This window comes from Neorhizobium sp. SOG26, assembly GCF_003491345.1.
Lineage (GTDB): Bacteria > Pseudomonadota > Alphaproteobacteria > Rhizobiales > Rhizobiaceae > Neorhizobium > Neorhizobium turbinariae.
On record NZ_CP025512.1, the window covers coordinates 1,058,419 to 1,074,015 of the forward strand.

At 60.0% G+C, this 15,597-nt stretch carries 27 protein-coding genes; 25 read left to right on the forward strand and 2 right to left on the reverse strand.

Annotated features, from left to right (window positions below; all coding sequences use genetic code 11):
• Window positions 1–7: 7 nt before the first annotated feature.
• The 25 genes from rplD to rplQ all read left to right on the forward strand — a co-directional run bounded on the left by rplD (window position 8) and on the right by rplQ (window position 13,723).
• Window positions 8–628, forward strand: a complete 621-nt coding sequence (gene rplD, locus CYG48_RS05265) for a 50S ribosomal protein L4 (RefSeq protein ID WP_118849419.1) — start codon at window positions 8–10, stop codon at window positions 626–628.
• Window positions 625–918 (forward strand): 50S ribosomal protein L23, encoded by a 294-nt coding sequence (locus CYG48_RS05270; protein WP_046792692.1) that lies wholly within the window; start codon window positions 625–627, stop codon window positions 916–918. The genes rplD and CYG48_RS05270 overlap by 4 nt, the downstream gene beginning before the upstream one ends.
• An 11-nt stretch (window positions 919–929) precedes the next feature.
• Window positions 930–1,766 carry a 50S ribosomal protein L2 gene (gene rplB / locus CYG48_RS05275; protein ID WP_118849420.1) on the forward strand — a complete coding sequence of 279 codons (837 nt, stop codon included), beginning with the start codon at window positions 930–932 and terminating at the stop codon, window positions 1,764–1,766.
• 15 nt (window positions 1,767–1,781) lie between these two features.
• The gene (rpsS, locus tag CYG48_RS05280) at window positions 1,782–2,060 is read left to right on the forward strand and encodes a 30S ribosomal protein S19 (protein ID WP_029620128.1); all 279 of its coding nucleotides are present in this window, start codon (window positions 1,782–1,784) and stop codon (window positions 2,058–2,060) included.
• A 2-nt stretch (window positions 2,061–2,062) separates the two neighbouring features.
• Window positions 2,063–2,452, forward strand: coding sequence for a 50S ribosomal protein L22 (gene rplV, locus CYG48_RS05285; RefSeq protein ID WP_117193858.1), 390 nt, complete (start codon window positions 2,063–2,065; stop codon window positions 2,450–2,452).
• On the forward strand, window positions 2,452–3,189 hold the full coding sequence (gene rpsC, locus CYG48_RS05290; protein ID WP_118849421.1) for a 30S ribosomal protein S3: 738 nt from the start codon (window positions 2,452–2,454) through the stop codon (window positions 3,187–3,189). Before rplV ends, rpsC begins: the two co-directional genes overlap by 1 nt.
• 38 nt (window positions 3,190–3,227) lie before the next feature.
• Entirely contained in the window at window positions 3,228–3,641 is a 414-nt protein-coding gene (gene rplP / locus CYG48_RS05295; RefSeq protein WP_007770145.1) for a 50S ribosomal protein L16, read from the forward strand.
• A gap of 12 nt (window positions 3,642–3,653) precedes the next feature.
• Window positions 3,654–3,854, forward strand: a complete 201-nt coding sequence (gene rpmC, locus CYG48_RS05300) for a 50S ribosomal protein L29 (RefSeq protein ID WP_037151107.1) — start codon at window positions 3,654–3,656, stop codon at window positions 3,852–3,854.
• Between the two features lie 11 nt (window positions 3,855–3,865).
• Complete coding sequence (gene rpsQ / locus CYG48_RS05305) at window positions 3,866–4,102, forward strand: 30S ribosomal protein S17 (RefSeq protein ID WP_118849422.1); 237 nt, start codon at window positions 3,866–3,868, stop codon at window positions 4,100–4,102.
• A 235-nt stretch (window positions 4,103–4,337) separates the two neighbouring features.
• Window positions 4,338–4,706, forward strand: a complete 369-nt coding sequence (gene rplN, locus CYG48_RS05310; protein WP_105374405.1) for a 50S ribosomal protein L14 — start codon at window positions 4,338–4,340, stop codon at window positions 4,704–4,706.
• A 15-nt stretch (window positions 4,707–4,721) separates the two neighbouring features.
• Complete coding sequence (gene rplX, locus CYG48_RS05315; RefSeq protein ID WP_118849423.1) at window positions 4,722–5,030, forward strand: 50S ribosomal protein L24; 309 nt, start codon at window positions 4,722–4,724, stop codon at window positions 5,028–5,030.
• Window positions 5,023–5,580, forward strand: a complete 558-nt coding sequence (gene rplE / locus CYG48_RS05320; protein WP_118849424.1) for a 50S ribosomal protein L5 — start codon at window positions 5,023–5,025, stop codon at window positions 5,578–5,580. Before rplX ends, rplE begins: the two co-directional genes overlap by 8 nt.
• A 33-nt stretch (window positions 5,581–5,613) precedes the next feature.
• Complete coding sequence (gene rpsN / locus CYG48_RS05325) at window positions 5,614–5,919, forward strand: 30S ribosomal protein S14 (RefSeq protein WP_118849425.1); 306 nt, start codon at window positions 5,614–5,616, stop codon at window positions 5,917–5,919.
• A 12-nt stretch (window positions 5,920–5,931) separates the two neighbouring features.
• On the forward strand, window positions 5,932–6,330 hold the full coding sequence (rpsH, locus tag CYG48_RS05330; protein WP_117193853.1) for a 30S ribosomal protein S8: 399 nt from the start codon (window positions 5,932–5,934) through the stop codon (window positions 6,328–6,330).
• Window positions 6,331–6,373: 43 nt separating this feature from the next.
• Window positions 6,374–6,907: a 50S ribosomal protein L6 gene (rplF, locus tag CYG48_RS05335; protein ID WP_118849426.1), complete on the forward strand. Its 534-nt coding sequence runs from the start codon at window positions 6,374–6,376 to the stop codon at window positions 6,905–6,907.
• Window positions 6,908–6,919: 12 nt separating this feature from the next.
• A complete protein-coding gene (rplR, locus tag CYG48_RS05340) occupies window positions 6,920–7,282 on the forward strand; it encodes a 50S ribosomal protein L18 (RefSeq protein ID WP_118849427.1) in 363 nt (120 codons plus the stop codon).
• Between the two features lie 151 nt (window positions 7,283–7,433).
• On the forward strand, window positions 7,434–8,003 hold the full coding sequence (gene rpsE, locus CYG48_RS05345) for a 30S ribosomal protein S5 (RefSeq protein WP_118849428.1): 570 nt from the start codon (window positions 7,434–7,436) through the stop codon (window positions 8,001–8,003).
• Window positions 8,004–8,017: 14 nt separating this feature from the next.
• Window positions 8,018–8,227 carry a 50S ribosomal protein L30 gene (gene rpmD / locus CYG48_RS05350; protein WP_118849429.1) on the forward strand — a complete coding sequence of 70 codons (210 nt, stop codon included), beginning with the start codon at window positions 8,018–8,020 and terminating at the stop codon, window positions 8,225–8,227.
• 16 nt (window positions 8,228–8,243) lie between these two features.
• Window positions 8,244–8,723, forward strand: coding sequence for a 50S ribosomal protein L15 (rplO, locus tag CYG48_RS05355; protein WP_118849430.1), 480 nt, complete (start codon window positions 8,244–8,246; stop codon window positions 8,721–8,723).
• Between the two features lie 237 nt (window positions 8,724–8,960).
• Window positions 8,961–10,301 carry a preprotein translocase subunit SecY gene (gene secY / locus CYG48_RS05360; protein WP_118849431.1) on the forward strand — a complete coding sequence of 447 codons (1,341 nt, stop codon included), beginning with the start codon at window positions 8,961–8,963 and terminating at the stop codon, window positions 10,299–10,301.
• The gene (locus CYG48_RS05365) at window positions 10,298–10,948 is read left to right on the forward strand and encodes an adenylate kinase (protein WP_118849432.1); all 651 of its coding nucleotides are present in this window, start codon (window positions 10,298–10,300) and stop codon (window positions 10,946–10,948) included. Before secY ends, CYG48_RS05365 begins: the two co-directional genes overlap by 4 nt.
• 239 nt (window positions 10,949–11,187) lie before the next feature.
• Window positions 11,188–11,556 carry a 30S ribosomal protein S13 gene (gene rpsM, locus CYG48_RS05370; RefSeq protein ID WP_118849433.1) on the forward strand — a complete coding sequence of 123 codons (369 nt, stop codon included), beginning with the start codon at window positions 11,188–11,190 and terminating at the stop codon, window positions 11,554–11,556.
• Between the two features lie 119 nt (window positions 11,557–11,675).
• Window positions 11,676–12,065 carry a 30S ribosomal protein S11 gene (gene rpsK / locus CYG48_RS05375; RefSeq protein WP_007766864.1) on the forward strand — a complete coding sequence of 130 codons (390 nt, stop codon included), beginning with the start codon at window positions 11,676–11,678 and terminating at the stop codon, window positions 12,063–12,065.
• 176 nt (window positions 12,066–12,241) lie between these two features.
• Window positions 12,242–13,252 carry a DNA-directed RNA polymerase subunit alpha gene (locus CYG48_RS05380; RefSeq protein ID WP_118849434.1) on the forward strand — a complete coding sequence of 337 codons (1,011 nt, stop codon included), beginning with the start codon at window positions 12,242–12,244 and terminating at the stop codon, window positions 13,250–13,252.
• Window positions 13,253–13,297: 45 nt separating this feature from the next.
• A complete protein-coding gene (rplQ, locus tag CYG48_RS05385) occupies window positions 13,298–13,723 on the forward strand; it encodes a 50S ribosomal protein L17 (RefSeq protein ID WP_118849435.1) in 426 nt (141 codons plus the stop codon).
• An 86-nt stretch (window positions 13,724–13,809) separates the two neighbouring features.
• On the opposite strand, the gene msrQ is transcribed toward rplQ, so the two are convergent.
• Window positions 13,810–14,463, reverse strand: coding sequence for a protein-methionine-sulfoxide reductase heme-binding subunit MsrQ (msrQ, locus tag CYG48_RS05390; protein ID WP_118849436.1), 654 nt, complete (start codon window positions 14,461–14,463; stop codon window positions 13,810–13,812).
• On the reverse strand, window positions 14,463–15,407 hold the full coding sequence (msrP, locus tag CYG48_RS05395) for a protein-methionine-sulfoxide reductase catalytic subunit MsrP (protein ID WP_118849437.1): 945 nt from the start codon (window positions 15,405–15,407) through the stop codon (window positions 14,463–14,465). The genes msrQ and msrP overlap by 1 nt, the downstream gene beginning before the upstream one ends.
• Window positions 15,408–15,597: the final 190 nt, after the last annotated feature.

The window sequence follows — 15,597 nt, forward strand, 5'->3', positions numbered from 1 at the left end:
AGCTACAATGGAATTTAACGTCAAGACCCTCGAGGGAAAAGACGCCGGCACGGTTTCCCTGTCCGATGCGATTTTCGGCCTCGACCCACGCGAAGACATCCTGGCTCGTATGGTGCGCTACCAGCTCGCCAAGAAGCAGCAGGGCTCGCACAAGACGCTGACCCGCGGTGAAGTTTCCCGCACCGGCGCCAAGATGTACAAGCAGAAGGGTACGGGCCGCGCTCGTCACCATTCGGCTCGCGCTCCGCAGTTCCGCGGCGGCGGTCGTGCACATGGTCCGGTTGTTCGCAGCCACGAGCATGACCTTCCCAAGAAGGTTCGCGCTCTTGCCCTGCGTCACGCGCTGTCTGCAAAGTTCAAGGCTGAAGACCTGATCATCATCGACGATCTGGTTGCCTCCGAAGCAAAGACCAAGGCTCTGGCCGGCACCTTCGCTTCGCTCGGCCTCACCAATGCTTTGGTTATCGGCGGTTCGGAGTTGGACAACAACTTCAAGCTCGCTGCTCAGAACATCCCGAACGTGGACGTTCTTCCGGTCCAGGGCATCAATGTTTACGACATCCTGCGCCGCGGCAAGCTCGTGCTTTCCAAGGCCGCTGTGGAAGCTCTAGAGGAGCGTTTCAAGTGACCGATCTTCGCCACTATGATGTGATCGTATCTCCCTCGATCACCGAAAAGTCGACGCTGGTATCCGAACAGAACCAGGTCGTCTTCAACGTTGCCAAGACTGCTTCCAAGCCGGAAATCAAGGCTGCCGTAGAAGCGCTCTTCGGTGTGAAGGTCACTGCCGTCAATACGCTGGTCCGCAAGGGCAAGGTGAAGCGCTTCCGCGGCTTCATCGGGAAGCAGAAGGACGTCAAGAAGGCTGTCGTCACCCTGGCCGAAGGTCAGACGATCGACGTCTCCACCGGTCTCTGAGGTAAGATACAATGGCATTGAAAAGCTACAACCCGACGACCCCGAGCCAGCGTCAGCTGGTCATCGTCGACCGGTCCGGCCTCTGGAAGGGCAAGCCGGTCAAGGCGCTGACGGAAGGTCTCTCCAAGAGCGGCGGCCGTAACAACCGCGGTCGCATCACCGCTCGCTTCATCGGCGGCGGTCACAAGCGTACCTACCGCCTGGTCGACTTCAAGCGTCGCAAGTTCGACGTCGAAGGCACGGTCGAGCGTCTGGAATACGACCCGAACCGTTCGGCCTTTATCGCTCTCGTCACCTATTCCGACGGCGAGCAGGCCTACATCCTGGCCCCGCAGCGCCTGGCAGCCGGCGACAAGGTCATCTCCTCGGAGAAGGCAGTCGACGTAAAGCCCGGCAACGCTATGCCGCTGCAGTACATCCCGGTTGGCTCGATCGTCCACAACGTGGAAATGAAGCCTGCCAAGGGTGGCCAGATCGCTCGCTCGGCTGGCACCTATGTACAGCTCGTCGGTCGCGACCAGGGCATGGCGATCCTTCGCCTCAACTCTGGCGAACAGCGTCTCGTCCCGGGCTCGTGCCTGGCAACCGTTGGTGCGGTATCCAACCCGGATCACGGCAACATCAACGACGGCAAGGCCGGTCGCACCGTATGGCGCGGCAAGCGCCCGCATAACCGCGGTGTCGTCATGAACCCGGTCGACCACCCGCACGGTGGTGGTGAAGGCCGCACGTCCGGTGGTCGTCACCCGGTATCCCCGTGGGGCAAGCCGACCAAGGGTAAGCGCACTCGTAAGAACAAGTCGACCGACAAGTTCATCATGCGCTCGCGCCATCAGCGCAAGAAGTAAGAGAGGAAGTCACCAATGGCTCGTTCAGTATGGAAAGGTCCGTTTGTTGACGGCTATCTTCTCAAGAAGGCTGAGAAGGTGCGCGAAGGCGGACGCAGTGAAGTCATCAAGATGTGGAGCCGCCGTTCCACGATTCTGCCGCAGTTCGTCGGTTTGACGTTCGGCGTCTATAACGGCAGCAAGCACATCCCGGTCAGCGTCAACGAAGACATGGTCGGTCACAAGTTCGGAGAATTCGCTCCCACCCGTACCTACTACGGTCACGGCGCGGACAAGAAGGCGAAGAGGAAGTAACAATGGCGAAGGCTAAGACCGAACGCCGGCTGAAGGACAACGAGGCGCAGGCAGTCGCCCGTACGCTCCGTGTCAGCCCCCAGAAGCTGAACCTTGTTGCCGCCATGATCCGCGGCAAGAAGGTGGAACGCGCGCTCGCTGAGCTCGAATTCTCGCGCAAGCGCATCGCCGGCACGGTGAAGAAGACTCTCGAGTCTGCAATCGCCAATGCCGAAAACAACCATGACCTTGACGTCGATGCACTGATCGTCTCCGAAGCCTATGTCGGCAAGTCGATCGTGATGAAGCGTTTCCACGCTCGTGGCCGCGGCCGCGCTTCCCGTATCGAGAAGCCGTTCGCGCACCTGACGATCGTTGTTCGCGAAGTCGAGGAAAAAGGGGAGGCCGCATAATGGGCCAGAAAATTAATCCGATCGGCTTCCGCCTCGGCATCAACCGTACCTGGGATAGCCGCTGGTTCGCCGACAACGCCGAGTATGGCCAGCTTCTTCATGAAGACCTGAAGATCCGCGCCTACCTGATGTCGGAACTGAAGCAGGCGGGCATTGCCAAGGTGGTCATCGAGCGTCCGCACAAGAAGTGCCGCGTCACGATCCACTCGGCTCGTCCGGGCCTCATCATCGGCAAGAAGGGTGCAGACATCGAAAAGCTTCGCAAGAAGCTTTCCGAGATGACTCGCTCCGAGACGCACCTCAACATCGTTGAAGTTCGCAAGCCGGAAGTAGACTCGACGCTGGTCGCTCAGTCGATCGCCCAGCAGCTCGAGCGTCGCGTGGCATTCCGCCGTGCAATGAAGCGCGCTGTTCAGTCGGCAATGCGTCTTGGCGCCGAGGGCATCAAGATCACCTGCGCCGGCCGTCTCGGCGGTGCAGAAATCGCTCGTACGGAATGGTACCGCGAAGGTCGCGTTCCGCTTCATACGCTGCGCGCCGACATCGACTACGGTACGGCTGAAGCCGAAACCGCATTCGGTATCTGCGGCATCAAGGTCTGGATCTTCAAGGGCGAAATCCTTGAGCACGACCCGATGGCCTCGGAACGTCGTGCGCTGGAAGGCGATGCACAGGGTCCTGCAAGCCGTGAACGCGGCGACCGTGGCGATCGTCGCCGCGAGCGCGAAAACGCTTGATCAACGCTGGCGAAAGATAAGCTCGGAGAAGTAAGAAAATGTTGCAGCCAAAGCGTACCAAGTACCGCAAGCAGTTCAAGGGTCGCATCAAGGGTGTGGCCAAGGGCGGCTTCGATCTGGCCTTCGGCGAATTCGGCCTGAAGTCCCAGGAACCAAACCGCGTCAACGCTCGCGAGATCGAGGCGGCCCGCCGCGCGATCACGCGCGCCATGAAGCGTGCTGGTCGTGTGTGGATCCGCGTGTTCCCGGATGTTCCGGTCACGGCCAAGCCGACCGAAGTACGTATGGGTAAAGGTAAGGGCGGCGTCGAATACTGGGCTTGCAAGGTCAAGCCTGGTCGTATGATGTTCGAGATCGACGGTGTTTCCGAAGAACTGGCGCGTGAAGCGCTTCGTCTCGGTGCTGCCAAGCTCTCGGTCAAGACGCGCTTCGTACAGCGCATCGCAGAGTAAGGAGAAGGCACGATGAAAGCCGAAGACGTTCGCGGCCTCACGGCCGACCAGCTCAAGGACAAGCTTGCCGACCTGAAGAAGGAGCAGTTCAACCTGCGCTTCCAGAAGGCCACCGGTCAGCTCGAAAAGTCCTCGCGCATCAACGAAGTTCGCAAGGACATCGCCCGCGTGAAAACCATTGCCCGCCAGAAGGCGGCAGAAGCCAAGGCTTAAGGAAGAATAATATGCCGAAACGCATTCTGCAGGGCGTAGTCGTTTCCGACAAGAACGAGAAGACCGTTGTTGTCCGCGTCGAGCGCCGCTTCGCTCACCCGCTGCTTCAGAAGACGGTCCGCCGTACGAAGAAGTACAAGGCGCATGACGAAAACAACCAGTACAAGGTAGGTGACGTCGTTTCCATCGAGGAATGCGCACCGATCTCCAAGGACAAGTGCTGGACGGTAGTTACCGCCCAGGCTTAATTTGCAGGTGTTTCTCCGCTTGGGCCTTGTGTTCGGCGGAGAATCCTGTATGAAGCACGCCACTGGCGCAGGACGCTCGGCAACGAGCGTTCTTTTGCTTTGAGCGCAGGGAAGGTCCTTTCATGGAAACCACCTTGGCAAGACCCACCCGCGCACACCGAAATTCTGTCCATAAGCCGGCCTCCGAGCGTTTCCCGCCTGGAGTCTGCCGGTCATTTGAAAAAGGCGACCTGACATGATTCAGATGCAAACAAACCTCGACGTGGCGGACAATTCCGGCGCACGTCGTGTCATGTGCATCAAGGTGCTGGGCGGCTCCAAGCGCAAGTACGCTTCGATCGGCGACGTTATCGTTGTCTCGATCAAGGAAGCGATCCCGCGCGGCCGCGTCAAGAAGGGTGATGTGATGAAGGCGGTTGTTGTGCGTACCGCCAAGGACATCCGTCGTCCGGACGGCAGCGTCATCCGCTTCGATAACAACGCAGCGGTCCTCATCGACAACAAGAAAGAGCCGATCGGCACCCGTATCTTCGGACCGGTTCCGCGCGAACTTCGCGCCAAGAACCACATGAAGATCATCTCGCTGGCTCCGGAAGTACTGTAAGAGGGAGCGGGACACATGCAAAAGATCCGCAAAGGCGACAGCGTCGTCGTATTGACCGGCAAGGACAAGGGCCGCACTGGTGAAGTGCTTCAGGTTCTGCCGAAGGAAGACCGCGCTGTAGTGCGTGGCATCAACATGGTGAAGCGCCACCAGCGTCAGACTCAGACGCAGGAAGCTGGCATCATCAACAAGGAAGCGTCCATTCACCTGTCGAACATCGCCATCGTTGCGAAGGACGGCAAGCCGACCCGGGTTGGCTTCTCCGTCGTCGACGGCAAGAAGGTGCGTGTCGCCAAGCGTACGGGAGATGTGATCGATGGCTGAGGCAAAGTATGAGCCGCGGCTCAAGCAGGAATATGTTTCCCGTATCCGCGCTGCGCTGAAGGAACAGTTCGGCTACTCCAACGAGATGATGATCCCGAAGCTCGAAAAGATCGTCATCAACATGGGCGTGGGCGAAGCAACTGCTGACTCCAAGAAGCCTACCGTTGCTGCAGCTGACCTCGCAGCAATCGCCGGCCAGAAGCCGGTGATCACCAAGGCTCGCAACTCGATTGCTGGCTTCAAGGTTCGTGAGAACATGCCGATCGGCGCGAAGGTCACCCTGCGTGGCGCCCGCATGTACGAATTCCTGGACCGCCTGATCAACATCGCGCTTCCGCGCGTTCGCGACTTCCGCGGCCTGAACCCGAAAAGCTTTGATGGCCGTGGCAACTTCGCCATGGGCCTCAAGGAACACATTGTGTTCCCGGAGATCAACTACGACAAGGTTGATCAGATGTGGGGCATGGACATCATCGTTTGCACGACGGCTACCAAGGACGACGAAGCACGGGCTCTCCTGAAAGAGTTCAACTTCCCGTTCCGCCAGTAACCGTAACGACGAGCGTTTAAAAGGAACTCCGATATGGCGAAAACCAGCGCAGTTGAAAAGAACAAGCGCCGCCGCAAGACCGTCGCCCAGCAGGCTGCAAAGCGTGCTGAACTGAAGGCGACCATCATGAACCAGGAACTTCCGATCGAAGAACGGTTCAAGGCAACTATCAAGCTCGCTTCGCTGTCTCGCGATGGCTCTAAGACGCGTATCCGCAACCGTTGCGAAGTCACCGGTCGTCCGCGCGCTTACTATCGCAAGCTCAAGATGTCGCGTATCGCGCTTCGCGAACTCGGCAACCTCGGCAAGGTGCCGGGCATCGTCAAGTCGAGCTGGTAAGGAGATCGTTAGATGACCATGACTGATCCCTTGGGCGATATGCTCACCCGCATCCGCAATGGCGCTGCCCGCCGCAAGTCGACCGTAACCACGCCTGCTTCCAAGCTGCGTGCCCGCGTTCTCGACGTGCTCCAGGCTGAAGGCTACATCCGCGGTTATTCGGAAATCGACTACGGTAACGGCAAGGCCGAGATCGAAATCGAACTCAAGTACTACGAAGGCGCATCGGTGATCCGTGAGATCGGCCGCGTGTCGAAGCCGGGCCGCCGGGTTTACGTCTCGGTAAAGTCCATTCCGCAGGTCGCGAACGGCCTCGGCATCACCATCCTTTCGACCCCGAAGGGCGTGATGGCCGATCACCAGGCTCGCGAACAGAACGTAGGCGGCGAGGTTCTCTGCTCGGTCTTCTAAGATCGGGTAGGGGAACTCCATAACGAACAGACAGGATTGAAACATGTCTCGTATCGGTAAAAAAGCCGTCCCGGTTCCAGCAGGTGTGACGGCAACCGTTGAAGGCCAGAAGGTCACTGCAAAGGGTCCTAAGGGCGAGCTCGTCTTCGTCGCCAACGACGAAATCAAGCTTGAGCTTAACGACAACGCAGTTTCGGTGACCCCGGTCAACGATAGCAAGGATGCTCGCTCGAAGTGGGGCATGTCCCGCACGATGATCGAGAACATCTTCAAGGGCGTTAAGGACGGCTTCGAGCGCAAGCTCGAAATCAACGGCGTTGGTTACCGCGCGTCGATGCAGGGCAAGAACCTGCAGCTGGCACTCGGCTTCAGCCACGACGTGGTCTACCAGACCCCGGAAGGTATCACCATTGCCGTGCCGAAGCCGACGGAAATCGTCGTCACCGGCATGAACAAGCAGCAGGTCGGTCAGGTTGCCGCGGAAATCCGCGAATACCGTGGTCCCGAGCCCTACAAGGGCAAAGGCGTCAAGTACGCTGAGGAACGGATCGTCCGCAAGGAAGGCAAGAAGAAGTAAGGACGAGCGATCATGGCTACCAGAAAAGAAGCACTCACCAAGCGTGCGAGCCGTGTCCGCCGCCAGCTCAAGAAGGTCGCAAACGGCCGTCCGCGTCTGTCGGTTCACCGCTCCTCCAAGAACATCTATGCCCAGGTTATCGACGACGTTGCCGGCCGCACGCTTGCTGCCGCTTCGACGCTCGATGCAGGTCTCAAGGGCTCGCTCAAGACGGGCGCCGACGTTGCAGCAGCTGCTGCCGTTGGCAAGCTCGTCGCCGAGCGTGCGACGCAGGCTGGCGTGAAGGAAGTCGTGTTCGATCGCGGCGCTTTCATCTATCACGGCCGCATCAAGGCTCTTGCTGACGCTGCCCGCGAAGGCGGCCTGAGCTTCTAAGAATTTCGCCCGGTCTTCCTCGATAGGGAAGGCCGGGCGAAACGCGGTTCGCCGCAGCACATAGTCGTTCCACCGGGTTGCTTCAGGCTGGCTGGTGGTTGGCTCCCGGAAATAAGCCCGTTGCACCCGGAAAAGAAAAAGGAACAGGACAATGGCACAGGAAAGAAGAGGTTCTCGCGACGATCGCCAGAACCGCGAAGAGCGCGATAGCGAATTCGTCGACAAGCTGGTCGCGATCAACCGCGTCGCCAAGGTCGTCAAGGGCGGCCGTCGCTTTGGTTTTGCTGCTCTCGTCGTCGTTGGCGACCAGAAGGGCCGCGTTGGCTTTGGCCACGGCAAGGCACGCGAAGTGCCGGAAGCGATCCGCAAGGCTACCGAAAGCGCAAAGCGCGATCTGATCTTCGTACCGCTGCGTGACGGCCGTACGCTGCATCACGACGTCAATGGCCGCCACGGCGCCGGCAAGGTTCTGCTGCGCTCGGCCAAGGCTGGTACCGGCATCATCGCCGGCGGCCCGATGCGCGCCGTATTCGAAACGCTCGGCGTCCACGACGTCGTTGCAAAGTCGACCGGTTCGTCGAACCCGTACAACATGGTTCGCGCAACCTTCGACGCTCTGAAGCACCAGGTGCATCCGAAGGACGTAGCAGCTCAGCGCGGCATCAAGTATGCAACGCTCCAGGCTCGCCGCGCCGCTTCCGGCAATGCGTCGGAAGAATAAGAGGAGTCTGACCCATGGCTAAGGCTACGCAGAAGACTGAAGCAAAGACGGTTACCGTTCAGCAGATCGGCAGCCCCATCCGCCGCCCGGCCGTACAGCGCCAGACGCTGATCGGTCTCGGCCTCAACAAGATGCACCGGACCCGCACGCTGGAAGACACTCCTTCCGTTCGTGGCATGATCCGGGCTGTCCAGCATCTCGTTCGCGTCGTCGACGAGAAGTGAGACGGAGGAAGACACCATGAAACTGAATGAGATCAAGGATAACGAAGGCGCGTCCAAGGATCGTATCCGCGTTGGTCGCGGTATCGGCTCCGGCAAGGGCAAGACCGGCGGTCGCGGCGTGAAGGGTCAGAAGGCTCGTTCCGGCGTTGCCATCAACGGCTTCGAAGGCGGCCAGATGCCGATCTATCGTCGCCTGCCGAAGCGCGGCTTCAACAACATCTTCGCCTCGGACTACGTCACCGTTTCGGTCGGCCGCATCCAGAGCGCCATCGATGCAGGCAAGCTTGATTCGAACGCGACGATCGACGCCGCTTCGCTCAAGGCTGCTGGCGTGATCCGTCGTCCGAAGGACGGTGTTCGCGTTCTCGCGGACGGTGAACTCAAGGCCAAGGTTTCGATCGAAGTTGCCGGCGCTTCCAAGGCTGCCGTCGAGAAGATCGAAAAGGCTGGCGGCTCTGTAAAGCTGCTCGTTGCAGCTGAAGCCGCTGCTGAATAAATCGTTTGAAAATCGCCCGGTTTGAGCTTCACACCGGGCGATTTTATCTCCATATGTGAGCCTCACGATCCCACGCGATCCTGTTGGTCGCCGGCAGGGATCATACGGAAAACAGGGTGAGGCATCCGATTGCTCCTCGCAATCTCCCGCGCCCGGTTTTTTTGAACCAGAATTTGCGACTGCTTTCCGGCTCTGGCATGTTCCGCCGGCGGATCAGACGGTCGGGCGGAGAAATGCATGGCTTCTGCAGCGGAACAACTCGCCTCCAATCTTAATTTTTCGACCTTTGCCAAGGCAGAGGATCTCAAGAAGCGGCTGTGGTTTACGCTTGCCGCGCTTCTTGTTTACCGCCTTGGGACGCACATTCCGCTTCCGGGCCTGAACCCTGAAGCCTATGCCCAGGCCTTCCGTGGCCAGGCCGGCGGCATCCTCGGCCTCTTCAACATGTTTTCGGGCGGCGCCGTCGAGCGCATGGCGATCTTCGCGCTCGGCATCATGCCCTACATTTCCGCATCGATCATCGTGCAGCTGATGACCTCGGTCGTTCCGTCTCTTGAAAACCTCAAGAAGGAAGGCGAGGCGGGCCGCAAGATCATCAACCAGTACACGCGCTACGGCACGGTGCTGCTGGGCACGCTGCAGGCTTACGGCATTGCTGCCGGCCTTGAGAGCGGCAACGGCCTCGTGCTCGATCCGGGTTGGTTCTTCCGCCTGTCGACGGTCATCACGCTGCTTGGCGGCACGATGTTCCTGATGTGGCTCGGCGAGCAGATCACCTCGCGCGGCATCGGCAACGGAATCTCGCTGATCATCTTCTCGGGTATCGCGGCTGGCCTTCCGACGGCTCTTGCTGGCACCCTTGAGCTTGGCCGTACGGGCGCCCTTCCGACGGCACTGATTCTCACGGTCATCGTGGTCGCGATCGGCGTCATTGCCCTGATCGTCTTCGTCGAGCGCGCCCAGCGTCGTCTGCTGATCCAGTATCCGAAGCGCCAGGTCGGCAACCGCATGTTCCAGGGCGATACGTCGCACCTGCCGCTGAAGCTGAACACTTCGGGCGTTATCCCGGCGATCTTTGCATCCTCGCTGCTGCTTCTGCCGGCAACGGCTGCAGGTTTTGCGGGCAACTCGCAGCTTCCTGACTGGGCAACGACGATCGTTGCCTCGCTCGGCCACGGCCAGCCGCTGTTCATGCTGCTCTACGGCCTGCTGATCGCCTTCTTCGCCTTCTTCTACACGGCCATCGTCTTCAATCCGAAGGACACGGCCGACAACCTGAAGAAGCACGGTGGCTTTATCCCGGGCATCCGCCCCGGCGAGCGCACCGCCGAATACATCGATTACGTCCTCACCCGCATTACGGTCGTGGGCGCGGTCTACCTCGTGTTTGTCTGCGTTCTGCCTGAGTTGTTGATCGCCCGTACCGGCGTACCATTAGCCCTTGGTGGGACTTCGCTTTTGATCGTCGTCAGTGTAACCCTCGATACGGTTGCGCAGATTCAGGGCCATCTCATTGCCCAGCAATACGAGGGCCTGATCAAGAAGTCGAAGCTGCGCGGAGGAAAGAGGGGACGATGAGACTGATTCTATTAGGACCGCCGGGCGCGGGTAAGGGGACCCAGGCCCAGCGGATCGTCGAGAAGCACGGCATCCCGCAGCTCTCCACGGGTGACATGCTGCGTGCCGCCGTTGCGGCCGAAACCGAAGTTGGCAAGCGGGCCAAGGCCGTCATGGACGCCGGAAGCCTCGTTTCGGACGAGATCGTCAATGCGATCGTGTCCGAGCGAATCGACCAGCCCGACTGCGCCAACGGCTTCATTCTCGATGGTTTCCCACGCACGCTTGTTCAGGCGGATGCAACGGAAGCCATGCTGAAGGCCAAGGGCCTTGAGTTGTCCGTGGTGATCGAACTGCGAGTCGACGACAAGGAACTGGTTCGCCGCGTGTCCGGTCGTTACTCCTGTGCCCAGTGCGGGACCGTCTATCATGACACCGACCGCCAGCCGGCCACTGAAGGCGTCTGCGATAAATGCGGTTCGACTCACTTCAAGCGTCGTCCGGACGACAATGCCGAGACGATGACGAAGCGCCTCGAGGTCTACTACAAGGAAACCTCGCCGCTGATCGGCTACTACCACGCCAAGGGCAAGCTCCAGGTTGTGGACGGCATGGCCGAGATGGACAAGGTCACGGCCGACATCGAAAAGATCTTCGCGGCGCTCTGAGCCGTCAGGGATCCGTTAAAGAATCTCGGGCGGAACGGTTGCATTCAAGCGCTGATTCCGCTAAAGACCGCGCCAACTCGCGACAAGTTTTTGCGATCGGCGCGGATTTCCCGCAAGGACATCCGGGACCGGTCGTTTTGACCTGTTCCGTATGACGTTTGAACTGGCGGCCGCCAAACGGCTGCTTTCATGGAAGAGTACCACTTGCTGGATAGCAACTGGAACGAAGGAGAATAGGCGTGGCACGTATCGCTGGCGTCAACATCCCGACTGCGAAGCGCGTTGTCATCGCGCTGACCTATATTCACGGGATCGGCCCGAAATTCGCACAAGAAATCGTCGAGAAGGTCGGTATTCCGGCCGAGAAGCGCGTTCACCAGCTGACGGACTCTGAAGTCCTTCAGATCCGTGAAACGATCGACCGCGACTACCAGGTTGAGGGTGATCTTCGTCGCGAAACCGCGATGAACATCAAGCGCCTCATGGACCTCGGTTGCTACCGTGGCCTGCGTCACCGTCGGGGCCTTCCGGTCCGCGGTCAGCGCACCCACACGAATGCCCGCACCCGTAAGGGTCCGGCCAAGGCAATCGCCGGTAAGAAGAAGTAATTTTGGACGCACGGTCATGCGGGCGGGCAGGGGTCTCCTTGTTCGCTCCTGTTTGACTGGTCGTTCCAAGGTGGAGCCGCTGGAACTACGGCGGTGCAGAGATCAACGAAAGGGATAATATGGCCAAGGAAGCCACCCGCGTACGCCGTCGCGAACGCAAGAACATCACGTCGGGCGTTGCCCACGTCAATTCTACCTTCAACAACACGATGATCACGATCACCGACGCGCAGGGCAATGCGATTGCCTGGTCGTCCGCCGGTGCCAAGGGCTTCAAGGGTTCGCGTAAGTCGACCCCGTTCGCTGCTCAGATCGCTGCCGAAGACTGCGCCAAGAAGGCTCAGGAGCATGGCATGAAGTCGCTGGAAGTCGAAGTTTGCGGTCCGGGTTCCGGCCGTGAGTCGGCTCTGCGCGCTCTGCAGGCTGCTGGCTTCATGATCACCTCGATCCGCGACGTCACGCCGATCCCGCACAACGGCTGCCGCCCGCGCAAGAAGCGCCGCGTCTGATCGACGTGCTGGAGGGTGGTCGGTTTGCTACCCTTTTGTGAACTCGGTAACAGCCGCTTGTCCCTCCTGGGGTCGGGCGGCTTTCACCGTATCGCCGACGAGCAATCCTCCTCTCGGTGTTCCTCATGCTCGGTTGCCACGATTGGATGGTGGCAACGAACGGAAGGTATTTAGTCATGATCCAGAAGAACTGGCAGGAACTGATCAAACCGAACAAGGTGGAATTCACCTCGTCCGGTCGTACCAAGGCAACGCTGATTGCCGAACCCCTCGAGCGCGGCTTCGGCCTGACGCTCGGCAACGCGCTGCGTCGCGTTCTTCTGTCGTCTCTGCGTGGTGCGGCTGTCACCGCCGTGCAGATCGACGGCGTTCTCCACGAGTTCTCCTCCATTCCGGGCGTTCGGGAAGATGTGACGGACATCGTGCTCAACATCAAGGAAATCGCCATCAAGATGGATGGCGATGATGCCAAGCGCATGGTCGTGCGCAAGCAGGGCCCGGGTGCCGTAACCGCTGGTGACATCCAGACGGTTGGCGACATCGAGATCCTCAACCCTGACCATGTTATCTGCACCCTCGACGAGGGCGCCGAAATCCGCATGGAATTCACGGTCAACAACGGCAAGGGCTACGTCCCGGCTGAACGTAACCGTGCCGAGGATGCGCCGATCGGCCTCATCCCGGTCGACAGCCTGTACTCGCCCGTCAAGAAGGTGTCGTACAAGGTTGAGAACACCCGCGAAGGCCAGGTTCTCGACTACGACAAGCTGACCATGACGATCGAGACCGATGGCTCGGTTACCGGTGAAGATGCAGTTGCCTTCGCAGCCCGCATCCTTCAGGACCAGCTCGGCGTATTCGTCAACTTCGACGAGCCGCAGAAGGACGTTGAAGAAGAATCGGTTGCCGAACTCGCGTTCAACCCGGCGCTTCTCAAGAAGGTCGACGAGCTGGAGCTTTCGGTCCGTTCGGCGAACTGCCTGAAGAACGACAACATCGTCTATATCGGCGACCTCATCCAGAAGACCGAGGCGGAAATGCTGCGCACTCCGAATTTCGGTCGCAAGTCGCTGAACGAGATCAAGGAAGTTCTGGCATCCATGGGCCTCCATCTTGGCATGGAAGTTCCCGCCTGGCCGCCGGAAAACATCGAAGATCTCGCAAAGCGCTACGAAGACCAGTACTAATTAGTCAGACTGCAGGCGAATGCCTGCAAGTGAAGGAGACACATCATGCGCCACGGAAAAGCCGGCCGCAAACTCAACCGCACCGCAAGCCACCGCAAGGCAATGTTTGCCAACATGGCGGCTTCGCTCATCACCCATGAGCAGATCGTAACGACCCTGCCGAAGGCGAAGGAAATTCGCCCGATCGTCGAAAAGCTCGTTACCCTCGGCAAGCGCGGTGACCTGCACGCTCGTCGTCAGGCAATCTCGCAGATCCAGGACCAGGACGCTGTTCGCAAGCTGTTCGACGCCATCGCTTCGCGTTACGCAACCCGCAACGGCGGTTACCTGCGTATCATGAAGGCTGGCTTCCGCCAGGGCGACAATGCTCCGCTCGCCGTCATCGAGTTCGTTGAACGCGACGTTGACGCCAAGGGCAAGGCCGACAAGGAACGCGTTGCTGCTGAAGCAGAAGCTGCAGAAGCCGCTTAATCATCTCCGCAATGCGGTTAAGGAAAAGGCCGGATGGAAACATCCGGCCTTTTTGCATTTCGGGCGTGGGTAGCGACCCGGGCTGTCTAACGTGATGCGGGGCGAGGCGCGCCGGCCACGCTTCTTCTCCCGCGCTTCCAATCCAGGAACGGCCGCCTGACGACGCGGTAGGCGACCAGGATCGCGATCAGCGCCACGTGGATGAAGGGCACCAGCGTCACCGATTTCACCGCCAGGACGTAATGCAGGGCGCCGCCTGCCGCGATCAGGTAGACGAGTTTGTGCAGCTTGGTCCATGCGGTGGTGAGCTTGCGGATCGACCAGTTGTTCGATGTCAGCGCCAGCGGGATCAGCAGCACCAGGCAGGCCATGCCGATGGTGATATAGGGGCGCCTTGCGATATCGCTGCCCACCGCGCCGAAGTTGAAGACGAGGTCGAGCGAAACATAGACGGTGAAGTGCATCAGCACGTAGTAGAAGGCAAGCAGGCCGAGCGCCCGCCGGTAGCGAATCCAGTTGATGCCGGCGATGTCGCGCAACGGCGTGATTGCCAGTGTCGCGATCAGGAAGCGCAGCGCCCAGATCCCGAGCGCGTGCTCGAACTCCTTCACCGGGTTGGCACCCAACTGGTCCGTCGCACCGAGATAGAAATACCAGACGGCCGGGACAAGGCCGAGGATGTAGAGCGCCCAGACGCTGGCACCGTGGTAGCGGCGGGGCAGGGCAGGAAGAAACGACATCAGTAGTTCGCCTTCAGGTCCATGCCGGCATAGAGGCTTGCCACCTCCTCGGCATATCCATTGAACGGGAGCGTGTCGCGGCGGTTGCCGCCAAAGAAGCCGCCTTCGCCAATGCGCTGTTCGGTGGCCTGGCTCCAGCGTGGATGGTCGACGGCCGGATTGACGTTGGAATAGAAGCCGTATTCCCGCGCGTTGGCATTCTTCCAGGTCGTTTGCGGCTGCTCTTCGACCAGCGAGATCCTGACGATCGACTTGATGCTCTTGAAGCCGTATTTCCACGGCACCACGAGCCGGATGGGCGCGCCGTTGGCATTCGGCAGTGTCTCGCCGTAAAGGCCGACCGCCAGGATGGTCAGCGGATGGCGCGCCTCATCCAGGCGCAGACCTTCGATGTAAGGCCAGGGGAGCGGCTGGAACAGGCCTTTCTGTCCCGGCATTTCTTCCGGACGCACCACCGTCTCGAAGGAAACGTATTTGGCGCTGCCCAGCGGATCGACCTGGTCGAGGATGGCCGAAAGCGGGAAGCCGATCCAGGGGATCACCATCGACCAGCCTTCGACGCAACGCAGGCGATAGGTGCGGTCTTCGAGCTGCATCTTGAGGATTTCGTCCAGCCCGAACTCCCGCGGCTTGCCGACCAGCCCATCGACCTTCACCGTCCAGGGCGTCGGCTTGAAATCACCGGAATTGGCCGCCGGATCCTCCTTGTTGACGCCAAACTCGTAGAAATTGTTGTAGGTCGTCACCGACTCCTTCGGAGTGAGCTTCTCATCCAGCTTGTATGGCCCGGGCTTGGCGGCGAGCGGCGCGGCAAGCGCGCTGCTGAAACCCGCCAGCGACAGGCCGGCGCCCGCCGTCGCGCCGATGAAGGAGCGCCGCGACATGTAGATGGCGCGGGGCGTAATCTCGGAGGCTGGGATCTTGGGCGGACGATAAGCGGGCATGGCGGTCTCTCCTCTGGCGGCGGCGGTGCCTCTCCTGGTTCAATACGTAGTCCCAAAGCCCTTGGTTTCACAGCGGGTACAAAAAAGGCCGCAACCACTTTCGCGTGACGAAACGCGGCCTGGAACATGGAAACTTCAAGCCCGGATCACCATCTCTTGATGGCAAGTTGTCAGCCGAATCCGCTGGCAC